We start from the raw sequence: 23,661 nt of genomic DNA, 5'->3' as shown, positions 1-23,661 counted from the left end.
TTGCCTTGGCACACCGTCAAACGCATTGACAAAGCTAGGTTGGTTCGGGAGTTGCCTGAAGTCGATTACGGTTCGCTCAGAACTCTGGTCATGGATGAGTTCGCATTGCACAAGGGGCACCGCTACGCCTCCGTCGTAGCCGATGCGGACACTCGGCAAGTGCTTTGGATCGGTGAAGGGCGCAGTCGCGAATCCATACGCCCCTTCTTTGAATCACTGGGCGAACACTGCGATCAAATCGAAGCGGTCGCGATGGATCAGAACAGCGCCTTTGACCTGGAGGTGAAGATGCACTGCCCGAATGCGGAAGTCGTCTACGACCTTTTTCATGTCGTTGCCAAATACGGCCGTGAAGTCATCGACCGAGTCCGCGTGGATCAGGCCAATGAACTAAGGCAGAACAAGTCGGCTCGCAGAGCGGTCAAACGTAGCCGATGGTTACTTCTAAAGAACAAGGACAACCTCAATGAAGAAGAACTTGTCAGGCTCGAAGAGCTGATGAATGCCAACCAATCCTTGGCTCAAGTCTACGTCCTGAAAGAACAGCTCAAAGAACTATGGCGAAGCTCAAGCATCTGGGGCGCCTTCAAACGCTGGCGCACATGGTGGAGGATGTGCCGTGAGTCCAAAATCAAACCCCTGCTCGCCTTCGCTGATAAACTCAGACCCTACCTCCGTGGAATCATAGCCTCAGCCAAATACCCACTCAACACCAGCGTGCTCGAGGGCATGAACAACAAGATCAAGGTCATCAAAAGAACCGCTTATGGCTTCAGGGATACGGAATACTTCTTCCTCAAGATTAAGCATGCTTTCCCCGGGAAATGACGATGAACCTTTTTTCAATTCCCATGAAATCGAAAATAGCAACAGTGATGCCAAATATAGTTCACCTTCACCCCGCCCGCAAAAACAGAACCCCATTAAATCATAACAATCAACATCTTGCACAATATTACAAACTACAAAAAGACAACCCGCCTCGAGTCATGATGCAGATGCTCCTTGCCTTCCCCACCTGACGTTGCATTTTAAGCAACACATGACCAAAGTCTTGATCATCGACGATATACCGAGCTTCCTCCATGAAGTTCGCGGACTGCTCCGCAATGAATTCTCGGTGACAATCTGCCAAAGTCCAATTCGGGGAATCCGAAGAGCTCTCGACGATGGCGTCGATCTGGTGGTTACCACCTTGGTGATGCGTGAGATCAATGGACTCGAAGTCATTCAACGTCTGCGGAGCCGCGGGTTTCAAGGAGCGATTGTTATGGTCACGGGGTTTGGCGACGCTTCAACAGCCCAGGAGGCCACCCGACTCGGAGCCACTGACTATATTACTCGACCTCTCGTCGCCAAGGAACTCAGCTCCCGCCTGCGCAGGGCCATTGAGAAGACCGAGGCGGACGCCCATTCTCCCCTCGAAACAATTCAGGAGGGAATCCGCACCTGCGAGCCGAAGATGGTCGCCTTGCTTGAGCTCGCCCACATCGCTGCAGACGCCGACAGTCGAATCCTGATATTAGGTGAAACGGGGACCGGTAAGGAGCTCCTCGCCCACGCCATTCACCGTTACAGCCGGAGATCCAGAGAGCCTTTCGTAGTGATCAACTGTGCTGCGATCCAAGAGAATCTGCTCGAGAGCGAGCTATTCGGTCACGAACAGGGAGCCTTCACCGGTGCGATCCAATCCAGAATTGGCCGGTTCGAACAAGCGGGATCCGGGACCCTTTTCCTCGACGAGATCGGCGAAATTCCTCTTTCGCTCCAAGCAAAACTTTTGCGAGTGCTCCAAAGTGGCGAGTTCTACCGAGTCGGGGGAAACCGGAAGCTCCACTCACAAGCGCGCATTGTCGCCGCAACAAACCAAGATCTTAATAAGCGCGTCGACGAGGGCGAGTTTCGAGCGGACTTGTTCTACAGCTTGAACGTCGTGAACCTGAATCTGCCCCCACTCCGCGAGCGGCCTTCCGACATCCCCCTCCTTGCCAATTTTTTTCTGGAACGCTTCCGCGACAAAACGGACAAACCCAAGAAATTTTCCAGCGATGCGATTTCCGTCCTCAAGCGCTACAATTGGCCGGGAAACATTCGCGAACTGGAGCATCTGGTTGAGAGATCAATCATTCTTGTGCAAAAACCGATCATCGAAGCGGCTGATCTTCCCTCTCAAGTAAGAGCAGCTGCCGATCTCAAATCGGATTTCAACAGTGAATTCGAAGTAGACACGGGTCTACCTTTCCACATCGCCAAAGATCGCTTTGAGCAAGCCTACTTCAGGAGTATCGTCGAGAGGGCCGGAGGAAACTACTCCCTCGCAGCGCGGATGGCAGGAATCGAGCGAACCGCCTTTTTTCGGAAAGCGAAAAAAGTTCTCTCGACGACTTAGCTCAATCCACGGAGCAACTCTCCTCCTCCCGGCTAACAATCGGGCACAACCCCATGGCTACAGACAGTTTCTGCAGTCGAAAATGTTGCATTTAATACAATAATGATGCTTATTAGACAACATTATCAAGCAATGCCAGGCGTGACCCTTAAAACATTTAAGAGACTGAACTACATACATTTATAACTCAAAAAGACTTCAATGTAAGCGTCAATTTCATACTTGGCATCACTCCTGATAAAGGGAGTCCAGTATGAACATTAACAAACGCATCAAAGTCGCCCAATTTGGTTTGGGTCCCATTGGAATCTCCAGCCTCCGCCTTCTCGCCCGTAAAAGCTGGGTCGAAGTTGTAGGCGGAATCGACATTCGCCCCGAATTGATCGGGCGCTCATTGGGGGAAATCACGGGAGACCTGTCCTCGTTCCCGGAAGCAAAAGTCTACGAAAGTTTTGCCGCACTCCTCGCGAGCACCGAGGTAGACGCCATCGTGCACACCGCCGGATCAAAGGCCGAGCAATCGTTCGCACAGATCCGCCCCATGTTGGAGCATGGAATCGCCGTAGTCTCTTCTTGCGAAGAGCTCCTCTTCCCCGCTCTCCGAGCCCCAGAAACCACCCAGGAGATTGACGAGCTTTGCCAAACCACGGGCGGCCGTGTGCTGGGGACAGGAGTCAATCCCGGCTATGTATTAGACGTTCTCCCAATCTGCCTCAGCGGGGTTTGCGCATCGGTAAAAGGAGTTTATGGGGAACGGGTCGTCGACGCATCGACGCGGCGTCAGCCTCTCCAGAAAAAAGTGGGCAGTGGAATGGATCCCGAAGAGTTTCGCTCTCTTGCCTCCCAAGGCAAAGCGGGACACGCCGGATTCCAAGAATCTCTGGCACTCATCGCAAACTCTCTCGGATGGAAGATCGGCATGATCTCCGAGACCATTGATCCGGTCATCGCAGACCACGACATCGAAACAGCCTACTTCTCCGTTGAAACCGGACAGACCGCCGGACTTCACCAAGTTGTCCAAGCCGAAACTGCCGAGGGATTCTGGATTCATCTCGATCTCAAAATGTACCTAGACGCGGAGAACCCACACGATATGATTCGCTTGGACTCTTCTCCCTCGATCGAGGCAACAATCCCAGGAGGAGTCGCCGGCGACCTCGCTACCGTAGCCGCCTTGGTTAACGCGATCCCCTCTCTTCTCAACGCAAAGCCCGGAGTCCGACTGATGACAGATCTCTCCGTCCCGCACTGCCGCGAATCGCTAGGCATGGAACCTGCATTAGAGGCCGAATCCGCCCTCTAATTATGAAAAAATAGTAAATAATCGGAGCAAAACCATGACAAATATAAAAATCAAAAAGCGAAACTTCACCACGAAACCTATCATTGGAGCAACCGTCGGATTGCTTTTCCTCTGCGGAGAATCGTCCGCAGCTCCCCTCTACCGGAATTTCCTATGACACAGCCGGATCTACCTACACCGAGGATTTTGACTCAGGTCTTCCTTCTGGCGCCGCAACTCCTGAGTGGAATGACGGTTCGGCTCCGCCCCCGGGACCGACGACTCCGGGACCGACATTCACCGGATGGTATGCCTACCAAACCGCCACTTCAGGCGCACCAACGAACTACAGAATCACCAGCTCGGGAAATTCGACGGAGTCTCACCTATATCAGTGGCGCTCCAGTGCCAGTGCCTCTGATGGAGCACTAGGAACGCGTCCCTACTCCGGGACTGGAGATATGATGCTTGGCCTCAATCTGGTCAACAACACGGGAGCGACACTTACAGAATTCACTCTCGGCTATACCGGTGAGCAGTGGTTCGAAAGTGAAACCGCTCAAAGCAATCAGTTTGTCGTGAGCTACCAAATCGGAATGGTCGCGAATCTGGATTCAGGCTCATGGACGGAAATTCCAGATCTTGAGTTTACCAGTCTTCACAACAGTGGAGTCGCAGAAAATCTGAATGGGTCTCTACCTCAAAATCAAAGCGTGCTTTCATCCGTCACTGTCTCCGATATTGTCTGGGCAGAGGGAAGCGAACTTTGGATACGATGGTTCCACGATGATGATACCGAAGCATTCGATCACGGGATGGCCATTGACGATGTCTCCTTCACAGCGGCGGTCCCGGAACCGGAACAATTCGCAGGCCTGCTTGGATTGGGTTCTCTGGCCATTGCTTTCCTTCGTCGTCCGCGGAGATCGAATAAGCAACTGTCCTAGTCAAGAGTGGGAAGCGAATCGCTTCCCAACTCAAATTCTCCCACTTCACCCGCCTTCCATGAGGTCTTTCAGCGAAAGCCTTCGGCAGGCCCATGGTCTCCGAGGTTGTGTGTAGACATTCACGCGATCGTCGGCAGACTTACAGGAACCCGCAACTATGATCTCACTCTCTGAATTTCGATATACTCTTCTCGGACTCTTGCTCGCTGGCTCCACTCAGGCAGAGATCCTCTACGAATGGAACTTCGAGGATCCGGAAGGCACTTTTCTCACATCGGTGGAATCATCTGGAGAATTCCAGAATCCTTGGGACGGCGCCTTTGATCGCTCAAGCACCGATGGCGAGGGCTTCTTTGAAATCGGGAGAACACCCGGTGGTATCGCGAACGCCTACATCGACGTTTCAGATGATGGATTCGGTATCGATCCTCTCTGGGTGGTTTTGGAAATCCAAGAATGGTCGTTTAGCGGGAAATCCGCTTCCGAAACCCTTCGCCTCGGGGTCGTCGATAGTCCCGATGAAGAAAGACCACATGTACTCGCCCAAATTCGTCTCGAACGAACGGGTGCAAACGAGGTTTCGGTTCTCGGTGAAAGCTTCGGAGACGGGGCCGTTTCCATGGATCCCCTCCCCGTGTTCGGCGCGGTTCAAGAGGTTCCCGTCACGCTTGCCATGAAAATCGATCAAGCGGATCAGCTGTTCGAACTATACTACCAAGTAGCGGATGGTCCGTTCCTCTTCCTCGGAAAAGGGAAAACCAGCCCTGATCGTGAGATCAACTACCTACGATTCGGGCTCTCAGGCTATTTCAACGCCTCTGACGAGATCTTCTCGATTGACCGCATCGCCTTTCAAACCAGTCCGCCCGAAGGAGTCAAAGAGTGAGGCTGCTGCGGTCGGTCCCCCTTTGGGTATTTCTTGTCGCGGCCTGCTTGTCCTGGTGGGCCGGCCAGTATTCATCAGAGACATGGGTAGTCAAATCCAGCCCTCTCGACAGCGAAGCGGTTGAAAAAGAACAAGAGGCCGCGGGAACTTCTCTCTTCATCGAGGCTCCCGACTCAATTCTTTGGGAACGCCTTCAGTCTTCTACTTCCGATATCCCTGACGCAGATCCTGGTGTGGATGAGGAGTGGATCGTAGAGCGTTCGGATTCGAGTGCTCCTGCATATTATCATTTGGTGGCTGAGAAACACCACGGATTTTGGTCGATCTTTCCCGCTCTCGTCACGATCATCCTCTGCTTCTTAACGCGAGAACCCGTGACCTCTCTGCTCGCTGGGATTGTCACCGGAGCCCTACTACTGGGCAACTACAACATCACTGAAGAAGTGCTGATCCCGGGGGTCGCGTCCCCTTCCGCGGCGCTCGTCATCATTCTGTATCTGGGATTCCTTGGCGGCCTACTCGGCATCTGGTCGCGCAACGGTGCGGCCCAAGCCTTTGCGGACTGGATCACCCATCGCTTCGTCCGAGGGCCGAAGACGGCCAAATTGTCGGCATGGTTCCTCGGCATCTTTTTCTTCCAAGGAGGAACCATCAGCACCCTCCTGGTGGGAACCACCGTCAAACCGGTCGCAGACGAAGAAAAGATCAGCCACGAAGAGCTTTCTTTCATTGTCGATTCCACCGCCTCTCCGATCGCCGTCCTACTGCCATTCAACGCCTGGCCCTTTTACGTTCAGGGGCTGCTCTTCGTCGGCGGAGTCGCAGCCCTCGCTACCGAAGAACTCCGGCTCGCCTTTTTCTTCTCCTCCGTTCCCCTCTTTTTTTACGCGATCCTCGCGGTTTTCTTCACCTTTTTGATCAGTATCGATCGACTCCCCTTTATGGGGAAGGGCCTGAAAGCGGCCATCCGGCGATCCCGGGAAACCGGAGAACTTGACCGTCCCGGATCGACTCCCCTTCAAGAAAACAAATCCCTCCACTCCGCTTCGGTTCCCGAGGGCTACCGCCCTGCCCCATTTGAATTTTTCCTTCCCTTGGTTCTCATCATCGGCATCGCCGTCGGCACCTATCTGCTTTTCGACTCGCCCAACGTTCTCTGGGCCTTCGCGATCGCTCTCTTCGTTGCAGCCCTCACCAGCCGATTTCGGGGCATGTCCCTCAAGTCTCTGATTGAGGGGATCTCCACAGGTCTGCAAGGGGTGGTTTATGGAGCCGTGATTCTTCTCTTGGCCGTCATCATTGGGGGATTGAGCCGGGAAACCGGCGGTGGCCTTTTTCTCGTCGAATTATTAGGAAGCTCTCTTCCCTACCACTTGCTACCGCTCCTTCTCTTCATCCTGACCCTGGTGATTGCTTTCTCCACGGGAACCAGCTGGGGCACTTTTGCGGTCACCTTCCCGTTAGCGATGCCTCTGGCTTGGAGCTTGGCGACACAATCCTCCTTGGATCATCCGGTTTTCTTCCTTCAGCTCTGCTTCGCGGCGGTCATCAACGGCAGTGTCTTTGGTGATCAGGCCTCTCCCATCTCGGACACGACCGTGCTCAGCTCTCTCGCGACCGGATGCGATCTGATGGACCATGTCCGCACCCAAATTGTCCCCTGTTGTGTCGCCGCGATCATCGCGGTCGGCGGATGGACAGCCCTCACCTTCTTCGCCTGAGCCCGCTCCCTCCGGGAGTATTTCCGTACAATTCCTATGACTAAAATTCTATCCAATCTCTCGCGCGGTCTCCTCCTGATTCTCGCCATAGCGGTGATCGACGCCGCCGCCTCTCCCGTAATCGTCAACGAATCCGACCCCGAAGTCCGGCAAACCGTGGGCACCCGATTTGGTCCTGGGTCAGGGGGATCGTATTTCGCGGAACACGGGATGGTGACCTCGTCGTCGAACCACGCAACCATGGCAGGTGTCGAGATTCTTCGTGGCGGAGGAAACGCTTTCGACGCGGCTGTCGCTGTGCAAATGGTTCTCTCTGTCACGGAGCCCTACGCCAGCGGAATCGGCGGCGGCCTCTTTGCCATGGGATACGACTCAGGGACAGAGAAAATCTTTGCCCTCGATGGACGCGAAGAATCACCCAAAGCCTTCTCGGCTCATCGCTTTCTCGACTCGAATGGAAAGCGCATCCCGTTTCGTCAAAGAATCACCGGCGGAAACTCTGTAGGCGTACCGGGGACCTTGGCCTCATGCTACTGGCTACTCCAAGAACACGGCACACTCAGCTTCTCCGAAGTTTGCCGCCCCGCGATCCAAATCGCGCGAACGGGATTCCGCGTCTCCGAAACCTTCGCCGCTAACCTGGAGCACCACTAGAACCGAATCTCTCAGTTTCCCGCCACCCAAAAGCTCTTCAGTCGTGAGGACGGAACCCCCTTGCGCGCTGGGGATCTTTTTCAGAATCCCGACTATGCCGACACCCTCGAATTGATTGCGAGCAAAGGTGAGGAAATTTTCTATCGCGGTGAGATTGCCGACGAAATCGTCGATGCGGTACAAAACTCCCCGACTTCGCCCGGGATCCTGACACTCTCCGACATGGAAAGATACCGACCCGTGACCCGCAAGCCGGTCCGGACCCAATTTGGCCCCTACTCCGTCTTCGGAATGCCCATGCCCTCCAGTGGGGGGGCGACTCTCGCCCTCATGCTCAACATCGTTCAAGCCCGCGGCACCGACGATCTCGAATGGGGGGCGCCCGACACTTTTGCTGATCTGATCAATATTCAAAACCTTGCCTTCGCCGATCGAAATTTCTACATGGCCGACGCCGATTTCATCGATGTTCCCGTCGAGGGATTACTCGAACAATCTTATGCCAACGAGAGGGGCAAGCTCCTGAACAACTCCATGCCGATCAAGACACCGATCGCACCGGGCAAACCGAAGGGATCCACCGAGCATGACGAAGTGGGCAATCTGGCACCGGAGAGCCCCACCACCACCCATTTCTGCGTGGTCGATAAAGATCGCAACGTCGCCTCGATCACCTCGACCATCGAACAGCATTTCGGATCGGCAATCACGGTTCCCGGACGGGGATTTTTGCTCAACAACGAGTTGACCGACTTCAGCAGTCGAGCGACCAACAAAGATGGCACCTTGGTGGCCAACCGCCCTACCGCCGGACTCCTCCCCCGCCGAACCGCGCTCGGTGAGGCTGCTCAATCACTCGGTTCCAAGCGACCTCGATCCAGCATGAGCCCAACGATTGTCCTCAAGGAGGATCAACCGTTTCTCGCCATCGGATCTCCCGGCGGAAGTCGCATCATTGGAGTCGTCTTCAATGCCGTCCTCAATACCATTGTCTTCGATTTTAGCCTACAAGAGGCCGTCAACGCCCCAAGGGTAATCTCCCGCAACGGCACACCGGAGTTGGAATCTCCACTCTACCGCAATGAATCTTTGCGCGCAGCTCTTACCGCAAAAGGATTTCCGGTCGTGGACGCACAAGCCGCAGGCTCGGTACAAGCGATTCTCATCGGAAGCGACGGCTGGCTCGAAGGCGCCGCTGACCCTCGAAGAGAAGGCCTCGCGCTCGGTTATTAAACAGCCGATTCTCCCTCGTTACGGGAGAGAGATCGAGCAGTAAGCTTTCCCACGCAAACTTCGCGGGATCCGGCTACCGATCCCGAACCTGCCAGCGTCCAAATGCGACAGCAAAGAGGAGAATGATGACAACACCGGGGATCAGGGCCGCCAACGACAGGGCTGGAGGCCATCCGATTCGCCGAAAAATTTGCCAAAAAGGCACCACGATGATGAATGCAGCCAGCGAGAAGATCATCCACTCCTCAGCGCCGATGTTATTGATGAAGGCTATGGTGTGCATTTAATTCTAATGGTGCGGTGAATATTTAGGCTGGAAGAGAGGGAACGGTTCCCGCGAAACAAACTCCACTCATTTCGGTCCCGATTCGGACGCTGCGTTCTAATTCTTGCGGTGTTGAAACTTCTTCTTCAATGCATACGCGATTGCGACGATCACCGTTAATACGACAAGAACGCCCAAAACGATGAGACCAAGAATCGCCATCCCAAAGGCAAACAGCAACGCGATCACGGCCGCCAAGCCCGTCAACACAACCCACAAACGCAGCGAGGACCACGTCCACTTCTTATTTTGATTTTCGGTCATACTTTTAAAATATTACTGAATTTGATTTTCGAGGTTCCGTCCACTCTCATAAATCGCTTTCACCGACTCGCGTGAAAGGACGATGATGGTAAAAATACCCAAGACGGTCCCGATGGGCACGGAAGTGCAGGCGATACACGCTAAGACGAAGGAGAATAGGTAATTTTTTCGCCTTTTGAGATACCGACCGGAAAGGATGATCGAGACGGCCACGGCCTGCCCCAGCAGAAAGAAAAGGAGCCCTGCCGAAAAGAACAACCATCCGAAAAATGGAGGCGGCATTTCCCCGTCAGAATTGACCATTTCGCCTCCCCCCAGAATCAAGACCAACCCAACCGTCATGTGGATCAAGGGGATACAGGCAAAGAGAACCATAAAGCCCCCCACTACGTAGTGAGCCACCGCGAGGCTATTGAGGTGGGTTTCGTCTTCGTTAGTCATTCATTTCAGCTCACCAGATACTAAGATCTGCTCTCCAATCCATTCTTCGAGTCGAGCTCGAGAAGCGTGTGCATCTCCTTCTTTCCGATGATCATTCGGGTGACCACTCTCACCCCCAAAAACAGAAGCACCCCAAGAACCATTAAAAACAGGGGAGAATACAAAAGCTGATAAGTTGCTTCACGATATTGGCTGGTATCCAGCATTTCGCCCAGCAACTCCGACCGCTCCTTCTTCGCCCCGGCAATGCGCATCAACAAGGCCAGTTCACGCCAGATTAGACCGAATTTGTAAACGCCAGCGACAAACACTGCACAGGCAGACAATCGTATAAGGACGTGAATATAGAGGATCGTTCTCACGATCCGAAAAGCTACCCGATAGCAGAGCTATCGACAACCGAAATCAACGGGGTCAACGCTTGGCCTCACGCCGGAGGCTTCCTGAGGACCAAGGAATTCGCACGACTCAAGTCATGCGAGAACGGCCGAGCCGACGTTCCCCGATCAGATTCCCCAGCGAAAGCTCGTCCGATCCTACTCGTTGACCAATTTCTCGATGAGGTCGTTGACGACCTTGGGGTTGGCTTTGCCTTTGGTGGCCTTCATGACGTAGCCCTTGACGGCGTTGATGGCCTTGGCGTTGCCTTCCTTGTATTGGTTGACGGCCTTCTCGTTGGCAGCGATCGCTTCGCGGCAGAGAGTCTCGAGTTCGCCCTCATCGGAGGACTGCTCAAGGCCCTTGTCCTTGACGATCTGGCGTGGGGATCCGCCGTTTGCCAACATTTCATTCAAAACCTCGCGAGCGATCTGGTTGGAGATGACGTTTTCCTCAACCAACTTCACCAATTCGGACAAGCCTGCAGGCTCTACCTTGCAATTGGATAGGTCGACACCTTCTTCCCCGGCCGAGAGTTCGCGGCTCAGGTCGTTGACGACAAAATTGGCCAACAGTGCGGGGCTGCCTCCGGTGGTGACCGCCGACTCAAAGAAATCGGCCAGCATGCGGTCGGAGATCAGAACTGAAGCACTAGAGTACGGGAGCCCAAAGTCTTCCTGGTAGCGACGTTGGCGGTCGAAGGGAACCTCCGGAAGGTCCTTGGCAAGCTCGGCTTTCCATTCCTCACTCACCGAAACCGGCATGAGGTCGGGATCGGGGAAGTAGCGGTAATCGTGCGCTTCTTCCTTGGTCCGCATGGAGGTGGTCATATTTCGGTCGGCATCCCAACGGCGGGTTTCCTGCACCAGTGATCCGCCCTCGGAGAGGACCTGTTTCTGGCGAGCGATCTCGTAAGCGACGCCATTGCGGACGCCACTGATGCTATTGAGATTCTTCAGTTCGACTTTAGTCCCCAAGGTTTCGCTACCGACTGGACGAATACTGATGTTGGCGTCGCAGCGCAGCTGTCCCTTCTCCATGTCACAGTCGGAAATCCCCGCATAAACGAGGATCCGGCGTAGTGCGGTGAGGAAGGCAAAGGCTTCGTCGGCGGAATAAATATCCGGCTCGGTGACGATCTCGATGAGCGGCGTCCCGGCGCGATTGTAATCCACGAGGCTGTCGCGGTCGAAGTGCGTAAGCTTCCCAACATCCTCTTCGAGATGGATCCGGGTCAACTGCACATTCCGGTGCGGCCCTTCCTCGGAACGCGAGGGTCCGGCAACCTCGATCTCGACGGAACCGTTCAGGCAGAGCGGCTGGTCGTACTGGGAGATCTGATAGTTTTTGGGAGAGTCCGGATAGAAGTAGTTCTTCCGGTCCCACTTACAGGTCTTGGCGATGTCGCATCCGAGCAATATCCCGACCTGCACCGATTTGGCGACCGCTTCCCGGTTAATAACCGGCAGACTGCCTGGAAGCGCCATGACGACGGGGTCGATGAGGCTGTTTGGCTCTTCGCCGAACCGATAAGGCACGGAGGTAAACATTTTCGAGGCGGTCTTGAGCTGAACGTGAACCTCGAGACCGATGACTGCTTCGTACTTCATGATGAGGCGCCTCCCTTTGCTGAGTCCGGGGCGACAATCCCGGAGAACTCATGGGCATCTTCAAATTTCTTGGCCACGGCGAGCATTTCCGCCTCTTGGAGAACCGGAGAAATGATCTGCATCCCGATCGGGCATCCCTCGGAAGAAAGTCCGCAAGGGACTGACATCGCGGGCAGGCCGGCAAGATTGGCCGAAATGGTGTAGACATCGCTCAAATACATGGAGAGCGGATCGTCGACTTTGTCCCCAGCTCGGAATGCCACGGTCGGAGTTGCCGGGCCGATGAGACAATCCACTTTGGCAAAGGCATCGTCGAAATCCTTCCGGATCAAGGACCGGACCTTCTGTGCGCGGAGGTAGTAGGCATCGTAATACCCACTGGAAAGCACGTAGGTGCCGAGCATAATTCGGCGTTTCACTTCCTCTCCAAAACCTTCTCCGCGAGACTTGTAGTAAAGCTCGATCCCGTCTTTCGCCTCTTCGGAACGGTGACCGTAGCGAATGCCATCATAGCGGGCGAGGTTCGAAGATGCCTCGGCGGTGGCGAGGATGTAGTAGACCGGAACGGCGTAGGAGGAGTGCGGGAGGGAAACCTCTTCCACGGTGCACCCCTGCCCTTCGTAGAACTCGATCGCCGACTCGACCGACGCCCGGACTTCAGGATCAAGCCCCTCGGCCAGGAATTCCTTGGGCACTCCGATCTTCCATTTCCGATCCTTGAGCGAGGCCATTCCTGCGAGAAAGTCCGTCTTCTGGTCAGGCAGCGAAGTCGAGTCCTTCGGGTCGTGACCGCAGACGGCATCGAGGAAAAGCGCGGCATCCTCGACGCAACGGGTAAAGGGCCCGATCTGATCCAGCGAGGAAGCGAAGGCGACCAGTCCAAAGCGGGAAATACGGCCGTAGGTCGGCTTGAGCCCAACCGTTCCGCAGAAGGCTGCCGGTTGCCGAATGGAACCACCGGTATCGCTCCCGAGCGAGAGAATGGTTTCCGCTGCCGCGACGGAAGCAGCACTGCCCCCACTGGATCCACCCGGCACTCGGTCGAGATCCCAGGGGTTATGGGTGCGGCCAAAGGCGGAATTCTCCGTAGACGATCCCATGGCAAACTCGTCCATATTGAGCCGACCGAAGAGGACCGCGCCCGCGGCCTTCAGTTTCTCGACCGACGTCGCGTCGTAGGGACTGACAAAATTCTCGAGCATCTTGCTCGCGCAGGTCAGCGGCTGCCCAGTGACGGCAACGATGTCCTTTAGGGCCAGCGGAATGCCGTCGAGCGGCCCAAGGCTTTTCCCTTGAGCACGGCGCTCATCGCTGGCGCGTGCCTGAGCGAGAGCATCCTCGCGGTCGACGCTGAGGAAGGCCTTCACGGACCCGTCCACTGCCTCAATGCGATTGAGGCAGGCCGTGGTCAGGTCTACACTGGAAATTTCACCGTCGGCCAGAAGCTTTGCCAGCTCGACCGCCGTCTTGGCGTTGAGTTCGGAAGCACTCATCCTTCGATCACTGGGGGGACCACCACTTGGTGAGCTCGGGAATCCGGGGCATTCCGCAGGTAGGTCTCGCGGTCGACGAGCTCCGCGGCCTCGTCTTTGCGGAGCACGTTCTCCAGCGGGATGGCGTGGGCCATGGGCTCAACACCGTCCACGTCCACCTCTTTGAGCTGTTCGACGTAGCCGATGATTCGGGCCAGTTGCGGCCCGAGTTTTTCCTTCTCCTCGGGCTCCAGGGACAGCCTTGCTAAAACGCAAAGGCGGTCGAGATCTATGCTTTCCTCAGAATTCATCTCCAAACTTCCCTCTCGGAGTAGTGGAAGGGGCTTAGGGAAAGCAAGCGGTTTTCCTTGGCATCGTCCCGCAAGGCCCCGATTCTTTTCCGAAAATCCATGTCTGCATCCGGTAAAAAAGTTCGTCTCGACCAGCTCCTTCTGGCCCGCCGCCTCTGTGAAAGCCGCAATCAGGCCCGGGGAATGATTCTCGCCGGAAAAGTGAGAACCGGCACTACCATCCTCGATAAACCCGGAAAAGAATTTCCCGAGGATCTGGATCTGGAGATCGAGCAACCCCCTCGATTCGTGAGCCGTGCCGGAGAAAAGCTCGCAGGTTTCCTCGACCAATTCGGCTATGACCCCCAGGGCAAAACCATCCTCGATGTTGGCGCCTCGACGGGAGGATTTACAGATTGCGCCCTCCAGCGAGGAGCCATCCACTCGACCTGTATCGACGTGGGCCGCGCCCAGCTGCACCAAAAGCTGCGCCTGGATCCTCGCGTTTCCAATCACGAGCGCCTCCACGCCTCCGCGCTCCCGGAAACGGAACTCCCCCACCTCACCTATGACTGGATCGTGATGGACCTCTCCTTCATCTCCCTGAAAAAGGTCCTTCCTTCAGTATGGCCACGTCTCAAGGACGACGGACTCCTCATCACCCTGGTTAAGCCGCAATTTGAAGCGACCCGGGAAGAAGCGGACCGCGGCAAAGGAATCATCCGCGACCCGGCCGTGCGGCAGAGAATTCTCGAAGAGGTCATGGACTTCGCCCAAACCGAGCTTCTCGGATGCCAGATCCTGGAAAAGGCCGAGTCCACCCTAGCCGGAACCGATGGCAATCTGGAGTATCTGGTTTCCTTTCACCGAAACGGGGGTTGAGGGGGAGAGAGCCGAATGGTGATTGCTTAATCGCGGACGGCGAATGATCGACGACTGACGAAACCTTTGGCGTTTTCGGCATCCTCAAGGGACCCCGGCCGCGCAGCTGAAGCTGAGCGGGTACTCCGACGTAGGGCGACAGCTTCAGCTGTGCCACCCCCGCGCTGGAAGCGAGCGTTGTCAGCGAGGGCGCGGGCAAGGCTGAAGCCATGCCCCACTGTGGAGAGGGTTGCTTTAGCGCCCTCCTCGATTGCAGGGTTCTTGGAGAATTCCAGACACCTGAATGATCGACGACTTACGAAGCCTTTGGCGTTTTCGGCATCCTCAAGAGACCTAGACCGCGCATCTGAAGCTAATCGGGTACTTCCGACGTAGGGCTTACAGCTTCAGCTGTGCCACCCCGCGCCGTAAATGAGCGTTGTCAGCAAACGCGCGGGCAAGGCTGAAGCCATGCCCCACTGTGGGAGGGTTGCTTTAGCGCCCTCCTCGACCGACGGCCGCCACTACCTATTCCCGATCGAAGCGGCAGGAGTGACAGGCAAAGCCGGCCCCGAAGGAGGTCGCCCAGGCGTGGAAGGGCTCGTCGGGGCGGGCGCGCAGGTAATCTTCGAAAGCAAAGAGAACCGAAGGGCTGCTCATGTTTCCGTATTGTCTCAGAACTTCCCTGGAGGGCGAGAGGTCGGGGGCACCGAGGATTTTTGAAATCTCCTCAAGCACATCGCGTCCGCCGGCATGGGAAACGATGTCCACCTCTGGATCTCCATGGCGGTCGAAAAGAGTCTTTACGGCAATGGAGGCCTTTTCCGGAACAGCCCGGTCGAGCCGGTTCTTGAGTTTGCCGCCCGAATTTTCGAACCGGAGGAGGTTCCGATATTCGGGAAGGTGCAGGGTATCGAAATGACTGCAACGAACCCCTGACGCGTCGGCGTCGCCGCCTTTCCAAATCGTCGCCGAGGCCCCGTCACCAAAGAGGCAGAGGCTGATCAACACGCCGGGATCGTCATCGAGATAGAATGCGGCAGAGCAGATCTCGACGGCGACACAAGCAATGGTCATCGATGGATTCGCCCGGGCGAGGGCATCGGCTTGCCGCAGCATGGGAACTGCGGCACCGCAGCCAAGGCCGACCATATCCGAGAGGAAAATATCCGAGCGCATCCCCATCTGCTCGGCGACATAACTGGAGATCCCCGGACAGAGATACCCGGTGCAGGTGCAGGTGAGCAGTGCGTCAATCTCACCGGGCGCGACCCCCGCATCGTTCATCGCTTTCTCAAGCGCGTTCTTGCCGAGCTTCGGCGCTTCCCGCTCAAACCCCCGATTCAGTGTCTCCGCATCCAAATCGAAGAGACGCTCCACCTCGGGCATGGCAAAATGACGTTTCTCGATCCCGTTCTCTCCATTCAGGACTTTCTCAAGCAACCGTTGAGACCTCCCCTTCAAGGCAAGAAAACTCGAACTGTTCCTCAAAATTTCCCAACAGTCGGACTGCGAAAAACTTGCGGAAGGGACGCTGGAGGCAATGCCCTGTAAAATCATGATTAAGGGAATCGCACAATTCCCATGAAAGCACAACTTCCAGTGAACAATCCTCTCAAAAAACCGAACATTTGATTTGGTTTCTGAACCGATGTCCCCGTATTTTGGGATCATGCATTTCCGCAGGATTATTCCAATCTACCTCACAGCGGTCCTTTCTTTTGCTTCCGGATCCCTACTGGCCGACGAGAGTGCGATCGTCGACGAAGTCGATGCCTTCGCCCCCAACAAGACCATCAACGAAGAGATCCTCGCTTTCGGGACGAACCCGGAGACCGCGGAACGAGCGGCGATGATCAAATCGTGGAAGGTCGCCCGCAATGGCGTCTTTAAGGTGAAAAACGTCTCGCTCGGGAATGTAGACGACGAGGAATACTGCATCCTCGACATTGAGCATCAGATTTACGAGCCACCGGACACAAAACGCGTCCTCGAGATGGTCGTGGGCTTTGGCTCCACCCCTACGGACGCGTTGGAAAGCGCTCGCGTGAAGGCCATGCGGCGGATCCGCGACAACCCGCGCTCCCGGCCAAACCTGCGCAGCTCCACTCTTCCCGGAAGATCGCAGGACTACTTACCGATGCCGAAGGAAGACGAGAGAGACTTCATTGAGGACAACATTCGATTCTGGGGCCGGGGCAATACTTGGAGAGTCTACCTCAAGTTCGAATATCTCGAAATGAAGTGAGGAATTTCCCCACGGAATACGCGACGAATCCGCGTTTCCTCGAAGCTGGGTTGACGGGAGGCGCATCGCACCGCTGTATAGGTTAGGTATGAAGATTTTGGAGGATCCGCTGTTTCGAAGAGTCCGAGCGCACGCAGCGACTCGGATTCATTACGATGGCGAAATCCCTTCCCGGGAAGAGCGCACGGAATCCTACCGCGAATTCTACCGCCTCGAGCGGATGATGATCGAGCGCTACCACCGCAAGGGGGATACGGGGCTGCGAGTCGCTGAGACCGGGGCCATCGTTCTCGATGTCCTCCTTTCCGAGATTTTTGATGCTGCCCAGAAGATCACCAAAGAGGAGTTCAGCGACTGCGTCGATCAAGTCGCTCTGATCGCCCTCGGCGGATATGGTCGCTGCGAGCTCTGCCCATTCAGCGATATCGATATCCTCCTCCTCTACCCCGGGAAGCGGAAGAACGCGCGGCTCGACGAGTTCCAAGAGGTCTTCACTCAGGAAATCCTCTACCCGCTCTGGGATCTGGGTTTCAAGGTCGGGCACTCCAGCCGGAACCTGAAACAGGCCCTCGACGAGGTGGTCGCGGAGTCCAAGTCAAAGAACGCGATGCTGGAGAGCCGTTTCGTTTGCGGAAATCCCACCCCGTTCCGCAAATTCCTCCGCAAGTTCCGGCCTCTCTATCACAACCGCAACCCCGAAGAATATATCGAGAGCCAAATCGAGTCTCAGCGACAGCGCCGCCGGAAATCCGGTGACTCCATTTACATGCAGGAGCCGGACATCAAAAACGGTGTCGGTGGGCTTCGCGATTATCAGAACGCTCTCTGGATGAGCCGGATCAAGTACGATGCAGAGGACCTGGGCACCCTCGTCCGGAAGGAAATCCTCACCCAGGAACGCGCCGACGCCTTCGTCGAATCCTACAGTTTCCTCCTCAAAGTTCGGATCGAACTTCACTTTCTGGCCAATCGGGCGACGGATGTCCTCACTCTTGAGCGCCAGCCCGTCATCGCCAAAAATCTCGGCTATCCGCAGGAAGGAATTTTCGAAAGGGTCGAGGCCTTCATGCGGGACTACTACGGTCACGCCAAAAACATTCTCCATACCGCCCACTACGTCGAGGACCGCATTCTCCGGCGCAACCTCCCAATCCGGTCCGACCATTTCGGCCTCCGGGAAGCCATCGAATCGAGGCGGCACCACCCCCAACGCCACATCGACGGGTTCACCCTCCAAGAAGGCATCCTCACCCCGGACCACGATAAAATTTTTGAAGAGGACCCGCTTCGGCTGATCCGCGTCTTCCGCATCGCCCAGCAGCATAAGGCTCATCTTCACATCGACCTGGAGAGTCTGATCGAGGAGAGCTACTACCTCCTCATCATCGACCATCCCTGGCCCACCCCACTGCAGAATTGCTTCCGGGCCATCTTGCAAGAAGCAGGACACGTGCAGCCGATCCTTGCGAAAATGCATGAACTCGGGGTTCTGGGGCACCTCATTCCCGAATTTGGAAGACTGACCTGCCTCGTGCAGCACGAGTTTTTCCACCGCTACACTGCGGACATCCATACCCTCGACACCATTCTCCACCTCGATGAGGTTTTTCAGAAAAACGAGCGACCCTTTACCGGATATCTCGAAGCCATTCGAAAAACCGAACACCCCACTCTCCTCTATTTGATCCTTCTCCTGCATGACATCGGCAAGGCGGACGGCATCAAAGGTCACGATTGGCGGGGGGTCATCATGGCCAAACCCATCCTCGAAGACATGGGGATCTCGGCGGCACAACAGCGTCAAATTTTGTTCATTATCGAAAACCATATGGAAATGGCACGATTCTGGCAGAAGTTTGATCTCGATGACCCCGCTACGATTCAGTCATTTGCCGACCTTACCGAAACCAAGGCCCAGCTCTCGTACCTCTACACGCACACTTATTGTGATGCGAGGGGCACGTCGGAAAGCCTCTGGAACAGCTACAAGCAATCTCTCCACGACATGCTTTACCACCGCACGCTCGAAGTCCTCGAGAGCGGTCAGGATGCCGTGGAAGACGAACAGGAGCACCGGATCATGATCGAGAAAGATCTACTGAGCCGGCCCATCGCCCAGGATCTGTCCAAGGACGAGCTTGAGGCCCACTTCAATCTGCTACCTGATCGCTATTTCGCCCACAACTCTCTGGAGGATGTGGAACTTCACCTGCGCATGGTTCACGATCTCCTCGCACGCATCCAGAGTGCCGAATCCGTCGGTGCCCTCGCGCCGATTATCGACTGGCAGGATAATAAAGAACAAGGTCTCTCAGTCGTGAACGTCGTCACGTGGGACCGCGCCGGACTTTTCTACAAACTCGCTGGCGCCCTCAGTGTCTGCGGGATGAACATCCTCAGCACCAAGGCGATTACCCGGTCCGATCATATTGCCATCGACACCTTCTATGTCGTCGGCCCGAACGGTGGACTCGTCGAAGACCTCGCCATTCAAAACAAATTTGAAGAGCACGTCCGGTCCGCCCTCATCGATGGACAGGATCTACTCGAACTGATTGAGAAGGAAACCAAGAGGTTCAGCTCCGGATTCTTCAGCAAGACTCCGGCACACCTCCCGGTCCGACTTGAGCCGGTGGTCAACGTCTACCACGAACTCTCGCTCAAGCGGACGATCATCGAGGTGCAGGCGACCGACAACCTCGGTCTCCTCTACAACCTCTCGAAAATCATAACCGATCACCAGTTCGACATCACCTTCGCCCGCATCGCGACCGAGAACGGAATCGCCAACGATACCTTCTATATCGAAAGCATCGATCAGGATATGACGATCGATAACGAAAATCTACTCGGGCTCCGTCAGGCTCTCTCCGAAGCCCTTCAGATTTCCTCTCGCAAAGCGAGCTAATCGGCGAAGGCACCTTCCGAGATTTGATCGGTCAGATCTCGAATCAAAGAGAATCCCCGGGGGACGGCAGATCCTATTCCGCCGCGGGAGGGCTACTCACCGAGTCGTCTTTTGCCGTTTCATCGGAACCGTCAACGGCGGCACTCCAGATCGTCTGCATGGATTCACCGGCCTGCTTCCAGGCCTCGGCGACCTCTTTCTGGATCGCTGGCCACTGTTCGCTGGTAGCATCCGCCACCCGTGACCCGGCATCGGCGATCTCATTCCGGGCGCTCTTCAGTCCTTGAATTCCCTTCTCCATCTGAACTTTCGCGGCTCCTGAAAGTTCTGTGGCTTTATCCTGGGCCAACGCAATCTGCTGATTCAGCTGGTCCGTAAGCTCATCAAGAGACTCTTTCACCTTCTCCGTATTCTCCGCTGAAGATGATTTGATCGAATCCCACTTCTCGGTCATCCAGTTCCCCGCCGATCGAGTCCACTCAGCGGCCGTATCCCCAGCCGATTTCACGGAGTCTGCGACCTTGTCGACCGTCGAAGTTTCGTCGTCCCCGTTCGCGCCCGAATCGGATCCCTTCTCCCCTCCACAGGAAAGAAGGAACATAACTGCGGGAAGGAAAAGAAAGTGATGAATTTTCATGACCACGATTCTGACGAAAGACTCTCCTCCCGGAAAGAGTAAAGATGAGAGCCGAAAGGAGGAGCCCTTTCAGCGCCGGAGGGATGACGCGGGAAAAATCCTCAGGAACTCACAAAGTGCAAAAAGACTCCGCTTCGACCCAGTGTCTGAAGAACAAATCTCCTTCGCCTGGCCCCACCGCCAATCCGCGCCGGAAAAACCACTCTTTTTCCCTTGTCAAATGAAGATCCACCCGCAAAAGTGACACCGATGTCATACCCTGAATCTCTCGAACGCTACGCCGCCCTCGGCGTCGACACGGAACAAGCACTCCAGACCTTGGCCAAGACCCCGATTTCGCTGCATTGCTGGCAGGGAGACGACGTAAACGGCTTCGAAGGCAGCACGGGCGATAGCGGCGGGATCGCTGCGACCGGGAATTATCCGGGCCGGGCCCGCACACCCGAGGAGCTCCGGTCCGACATGAACAAAGCCGGATCGCTGATTCCCGGTGCCAAGCGCCTGAATCTCCACGCGATTTACGCCGATGCCCCCGAAATTCCCGACCGAACTGAGCTGACAAGCGAGCATTTCCGCCCTTGGATCGAATGGGCGAAGGAGCAGCAGTTCGGGCTCGATTTCAATCCCACCTGCTTCGGCCATCCGATGGCCGAAAGTGGCTTCACCTTGAGCAGCGCCGATTCCCGCATCCGCCAATACTGGATCGACCACTGCATCGCCTGCCGCAAAATCGCCGCCGACATCGGAGAAGAACTCCGGAATCCCGTCGTGACCAACATCTGGATTCCCGACGGCTACAAGGACGTGCCGGTCGACCGCGCCGCTCCCCGTCAGAGGCTCGAAGAGAGTCTCGACACGGTCCTCGCAGCGGACGTCTCCAAAGAGTGGAATATTGACGCTGTGGAGAGCAAACTCTTCGGAATCGGTGTCGAGAGTTACACGGTTGGCAGCCACGAATTTTATCTCGGCTACGCGGTGAAGAACCAAATCTGCCTCTGCCTCGATGCGGGTCATTTCCACCCGACTGAATCGATTGCCGAAAAGATCTCCAGCGCTCTTCAATTTGTTCCCAGCCTCTTGACCCACGTCAGCCGCGGCGTCCGCTGGGACAGTGACCACGTCGTCCTCCTCGACGATCCGACGAAAGCGATTTTCGAAGAGATCGTCCGCTGCGACGCCCTGGATCGGACCCACATCGGACTCGACTTTTTCGATGCCTCCATCAACCGCATCGCCGCTTGGGTCATCGGCACCCGCGCCAGCCAAAAGAGCCTCCTTCTCGCCCTCCTCGAGCCAACCGACGAGCTGCGCAAGCTGGAAGCCGAGGGAGACTACACCGGCCGTCTCGCCCTGCTGGAAGCGACCAAGTCTCTCCCCTGGAGCGAAGTCTGGAATGAGCATTGCCGTCGGAGCGGCGTCCCCCTCGACACCGATTGGATGAAAGACGTCCGCACTTACGAGAAGGAAGTGCTTTCCGGGAGAGTCTAAGGCGAAGTCGCTCCATCCCATAGCATCCGCGCTTCGCGGATGACCGAAGCCGCCCAAACCGGTCGGAGCCCGCCATCAAACCTCATCGACGAAACGTCGATGCTTCTATGGTGATTTATGGGTCAAGTCATAATCGCGATAATGTTATGTTTATTTTGAGCGATTGATCTTAGTGGTTTCCGCATTTGAGTATCCGGGGCTATGTAGCCCTCGGGACCAACTTCTATCCGTGCCGGTCTAGCCGGTCACCTGATGCCAAATACGCCTGATCGCAGGCTTGAATATGCGGTTTCATGATGACGCCAATCTACAAGAACGAGTGGGATTTACCATCTCCAGCATCGAAACGGGCCATCAATCCACCAAAGTCAGATAAAGCTCAGATAGTTTGATTGGTAAAAGTTCTCAGGCAGTCTCTTTGAGGAGAGCCCCAGCGGGGAGTTCGTCTTTTTCCAAGTACTTCCACAGAGCCACCAGTAGCTTGCGCGCCAGAGCGACGATGCCGATTCTTCGGCTGCGTTTTCCCCTGGCGAAGTTGTTGTCGAACCATTTGGCCAGATCCGACTGGGGTTGGTTCCTCAGCCACGACCAGGCCAGCTCGATCATCAGGGCCCGGACCTTGGCATTGCCGGCTTTACTGATGCCTTGTTCGTTCTTGCTGTCGCCGCTGTCGTAGGGGGAGCCATCCAGACCGGCGCAGGCGCCGACTTGCCGGACGTTGCGGAACTCTCGCCAGCTGAAGAACTCCTCGCTTAAGGTCATGGCGCTGATGACGCCAACGGCCTTGAGCCGGGTGAGCTTGTGGGCCTGTCGCTCGGCCTTTGTTTGGGGCTTTGCGATTCGGGCAGTCCGCGCACGTTCCAGAGCCTTGAGTTGGGTGCGGGCAAACTCCACGCGTTCGTATTCGCGGGCGATCTCGCTGCGTATATGTTCCGGGAGGGGGCGGTTGTCCCAACCGAGCAGCGAATCGAGCCGTGTATCGAGCTTGCTAAGTGAATCGAGGCGAAGTCCATGCAAAACAAGCAGGCTTTTGATCCGGGCTGTGCCCGCACCGATCTCCTTCTTCAGTCGCTTGATCTCTCGCTCGCGCCGACGCAGGTCTTCCTGCTCCACGCTCGGCACGCGCACGACAGACCAGAGCGTATGCTCACCGCCGTGGTAGCGAATCAGCTGACGCAGCAAGGCCTTGGCGTCCAGGCGGTCAGTCTTGGCTCGGCGTTTGCGGCGGTTCACCTCAATGCTGGCGGGATCAACGATGACGTTGTTGATCCCCAACCCCTCCAGCCAGCGGTGGATCCAGAAACCGTCCCGGCCCGCTTCGTAGACACTGAAAACCTCAATGTCTTCGCCTAGCTGCCACTTGTCCCGAGTCGCCTTCAGGGCCGATTGAAAGGCCAACTGATCACGAGCCTCGATCGTGATCAGCCGTATCTTCTCTCCCGTCGAGAAGGCCAGCTTCCATTTAGTATTGCTCAGTTCCAGCGCCATGTATAACTTCATTTTTTGAATCTTTCTTTCAGGTTCATTTTTTCAGGTCCGGGTCCTCTTAACCCGGGCCTGTTTAGTATCCGAAAGAAGAGGCCCCAAGAAAAGCAGATCCCTCGGATCCGCTCATAGCATCTAC

Annotated in this window: 20 protein-coding genes and 1 pseudogene; 11 read left to right on the top strand and 10 right to left on the bottom strand. The window is 55.9% G+C overall.

What is annotated here, in order from left to right; translation table 11 throughout:
• From H5P30_RS08880 to ggt, 7 genes and pseudogenes are all read left to right on the top strand, one after another.
• Positions 1-828, top strand: an 828-nt coding sequence (locus H5P30_RS08880) for an ISL3 family transposase (RefSeq protein WP_185691362.1), incomplete at its 5' end; no start/stop codon positions are given.
• A gap of 214 nt (positions 829-1,042) precedes the next feature.
• Positions 1,043-2,389, top strand: a complete 1,347-nt coding sequence (locus H5P30_RS08875; protein WP_185692592.1) for a sigma-54-dependent transcriptional regulator — start codon at positions 1,043-1,045, stop codon at positions 2,387-2,389.
• 253 nt (positions 2,390-2,642) lie between these two features.
• A complete protein-coding gene (locus H5P30_RS08870; RefSeq protein WP_185692591.1) occupies positions 2,643-3,695 on the top strand; it encodes an NAD(P)H-dependent amine dehydrogenase family protein in 1,053 nt (350 codons plus the stop codon).
• An 83-nt stretch (positions 3,696-3,778) separates the two neighbouring features.
• Positions 3,779-4,621, top strand: coding sequence for a PEP-CTERM sorting domain-containing protein (locus tag H5P30_RS08865; protein WP_185692590.1), 843 nt, complete (start codon positions 3,779-3,781; stop codon positions 4,619-4,621).
• A gap of 157 nt (positions 4,622-4,778) precedes the next feature.
• Positions 4,779-5,507: a hypothetical protein gene (locus H5P30_RS08860; RefSeq protein WP_185692589.1), complete on the top strand. Its 729-nt coding sequence runs from the start codon at positions 4,779-4,781 to the stop codon at positions 5,505-5,507.
• Positions 5,504-7,228: a Na+/H+ antiporter NhaC family protein gene (locus tag H5P30_RS08855; protein WP_185692588.1), complete on the top strand. Its 1,725-nt coding sequence runs from the start codon at positions 5,504-5,506 to the stop codon at positions 7,226-7,228. Before H5P30_RS08860 ends, H5P30_RS08855 begins: the two co-directional genes overlap by 4 nt.
• Positions 7,229-7,264: 36 nt before the next feature.
• Positions 7,265-9,115, top strand: a pseudogene (gene ggt / locus H5P30_RS08845) (gamma-glutamyltransferase).
• Positions 9,116-9,188: 73 nt separating this feature from the next.
• Here the strand turns inward: ggt and H5P30_RS08840 are convergent.
• The 7 genes from H5P30_RS08840 to gatC form a co-directional block, all read right to left on the bottom strand.
• A complete protein-coding gene (locus H5P30_RS08840) occupies positions 9,189-9,398 on the bottom strand; it encodes a hypothetical protein (protein ID WP_185692594.1) in 210 nt (69 codons plus the stop codon).
• 99 nt (positions 9,399-9,497) lie between these two features.
• Positions 9,498-9,704, bottom strand: a complete 207-nt coding sequence (locus H5P30_RS08835; protein ID WP_185692586.1) for a hypothetical protein — start codon at positions 9,702-9,704, stop codon at positions 9,498-9,500.
• A gap of 12 nt (positions 9,705-9,716) precedes the next feature.
• Positions 9,717-10,145, bottom strand: a complete 429-nt coding sequence (locus H5P30_RS08830; RefSeq protein WP_185692585.1) for a hypothetical protein — start codon at positions 10,143-10,145, stop codon at positions 9,717-9,719.
• A gap of 20 nt (positions 10,146-10,165) precedes the next feature.
• On the bottom strand, positions 10,166-10,507 hold the full coding sequence (locus H5P30_RS08825) for a hypothetical protein (RefSeq protein WP_185692584.1): 342 nt from the start codon (positions 10,505-10,507) through the stop codon (positions 10,166-10,168).
• A 174-nt stretch (positions 10,508-10,681) separates the two neighbouring features.
• On the bottom strand, positions 10,682-12,133 hold the full coding sequence (gatB, locus tag H5P30_RS08820) for an Asp-tRNA(Asn)/Glu-tRNA(Gln) amidotransferase subunit GatB (protein ID WP_185692583.1): 1,452 nt from the start codon (positions 12,131-12,133) through the stop codon (positions 10,682-10,684).
• Positions 12,130-13,626, bottom strand: coding sequence for an Asp-tRNA(Asn)/Glu-tRNA(Gln) amidotransferase subunit GatA (gene gatA / locus H5P30_RS08815; RefSeq protein ID WP_185692582.1), 1,497 nt, complete (start codon positions 13,624-13,626; stop codon positions 12,130-12,132). The genes gatB and gatA overlap by 4 nt, the downstream gene beginning before the upstream one ends.
• On the bottom strand, positions 13,623-13,916 hold the full coding sequence (gene gatC, locus H5P30_RS08810) for an Asp-tRNA(Asn)/Glu-tRNA(Gln) amidotransferase subunit GatC (protein ID WP_185692581.1): 294 nt from the start codon (positions 13,914-13,916) through the stop codon (positions 13,623-13,625). The genes gatA and gatC overlap by 4 nt, the downstream gene beginning before the upstream one ends.
• Before the next feature lie 99 nt (positions 13,917-14,015).
• Here gatC and H5P30_RS08805 point away from each other — a divergent pair, with 99 nt between their 5' ends.
• Positions 14,016-14,777 (top strand): TlyA family RNA methyltransferase, encoded by a 762-nt coding sequence (locus H5P30_RS08805; protein WP_185692580.1) that lies wholly within the window; start codon positions 14,016-14,018, stop codon positions 14,775-14,777.
• Between the two features lie 507 nt (positions 14,778-15,284).
• Here H5P30_RS08805 and H5P30_RS08800 read toward each other — a convergent pair.
• Positions 15,285-16,199 (bottom strand): type III polyketide synthase, encoded by a 915-nt coding sequence (locus H5P30_RS08800; RefSeq protein WP_221774330.1) that lies wholly within the window; start codon positions 16,197-16,199, stop codon positions 15,285-15,287.
• Positions 16,200-16,407: 208 nt separating this feature from the next.
• Between H5P30_RS08800 and H5P30_RS08795 the strand changes: the two genes are divergently transcribed.
• Together H5P30_RS08795 and glnD are read left to right on the top strand one after the other, a co-directional pair.
• Positions 16,408-17,004, top strand: coding sequence for a hypothetical protein (locus tag H5P30_RS08795; protein ID WP_185692578.1), 597 nt, complete (start codon positions 16,408-16,410; stop codon positions 17,002-17,004).
• Positions 17,005-17,092: 88 nt separating this feature from the next.
• Positions 17,093-19,912, top strand: coding sequence for a [protein-PII] uridylyltransferase (glnD, locus tag H5P30_RS08790; protein ID WP_185692577.1), 2,820 nt, complete (start codon positions 17,093-17,095; stop codon positions 19,910-19,912).
• A gap of 73 nt (positions 19,913-19,985) precedes the next feature.
• On the opposite strand, the gene H5P30_RS08785 is transcribed toward glnD, so the two are convergent.
• Entirely contained in the window at positions 19,986-20,549 is a 564-nt protein-coding gene (locus tag H5P30_RS08785) for a hypothetical protein (RefSeq protein WP_185692576.1), read from the bottom strand.
• Positions 20,550-20,798: 249 nt separating this feature from the next.
• Between H5P30_RS08785 and H5P30_RS08780 the strand changes: the two genes are divergently transcribed.
• Entirely contained in the window at positions 20,799-22,037 is a 1,239-nt protein-coding gene (locus H5P30_RS08780) for an L-rhamnose isomerase (protein WP_185692575.1), read from the top strand.
• A 405-nt stretch (positions 22,038-22,442) separates the two neighbouring features.
• Here the strand turns inward: H5P30_RS08780 and H5P30_RS08775 are convergent, their stop codons facing one another.
• A complete protein-coding gene (locus tag H5P30_RS08775) occupies positions 22,443-23,537 on the bottom strand; it encodes an IS110 family RNA-guided transposase (RefSeq protein WP_185691013.1) in 1,095 nt (364 codons plus the stop codon).
• Positions 23,538-23,661 lie beyond the last annotated feature (124 nt).

The organism is Puniceicoccus vermicola, from assembly GCF_014230055.1.
GTDB lineage: Bacteria > Verrucomicrobiota > Verrucomicrobiia > Opitutales > Puniceicoccaceae > Puniceicoccus > Puniceicoccus vermicola.
The sequence above is the reverse complement of the archived record's forward strand: the minus strand, read 5'-3'. Positions and strand labels throughout refer to the sequence as shown.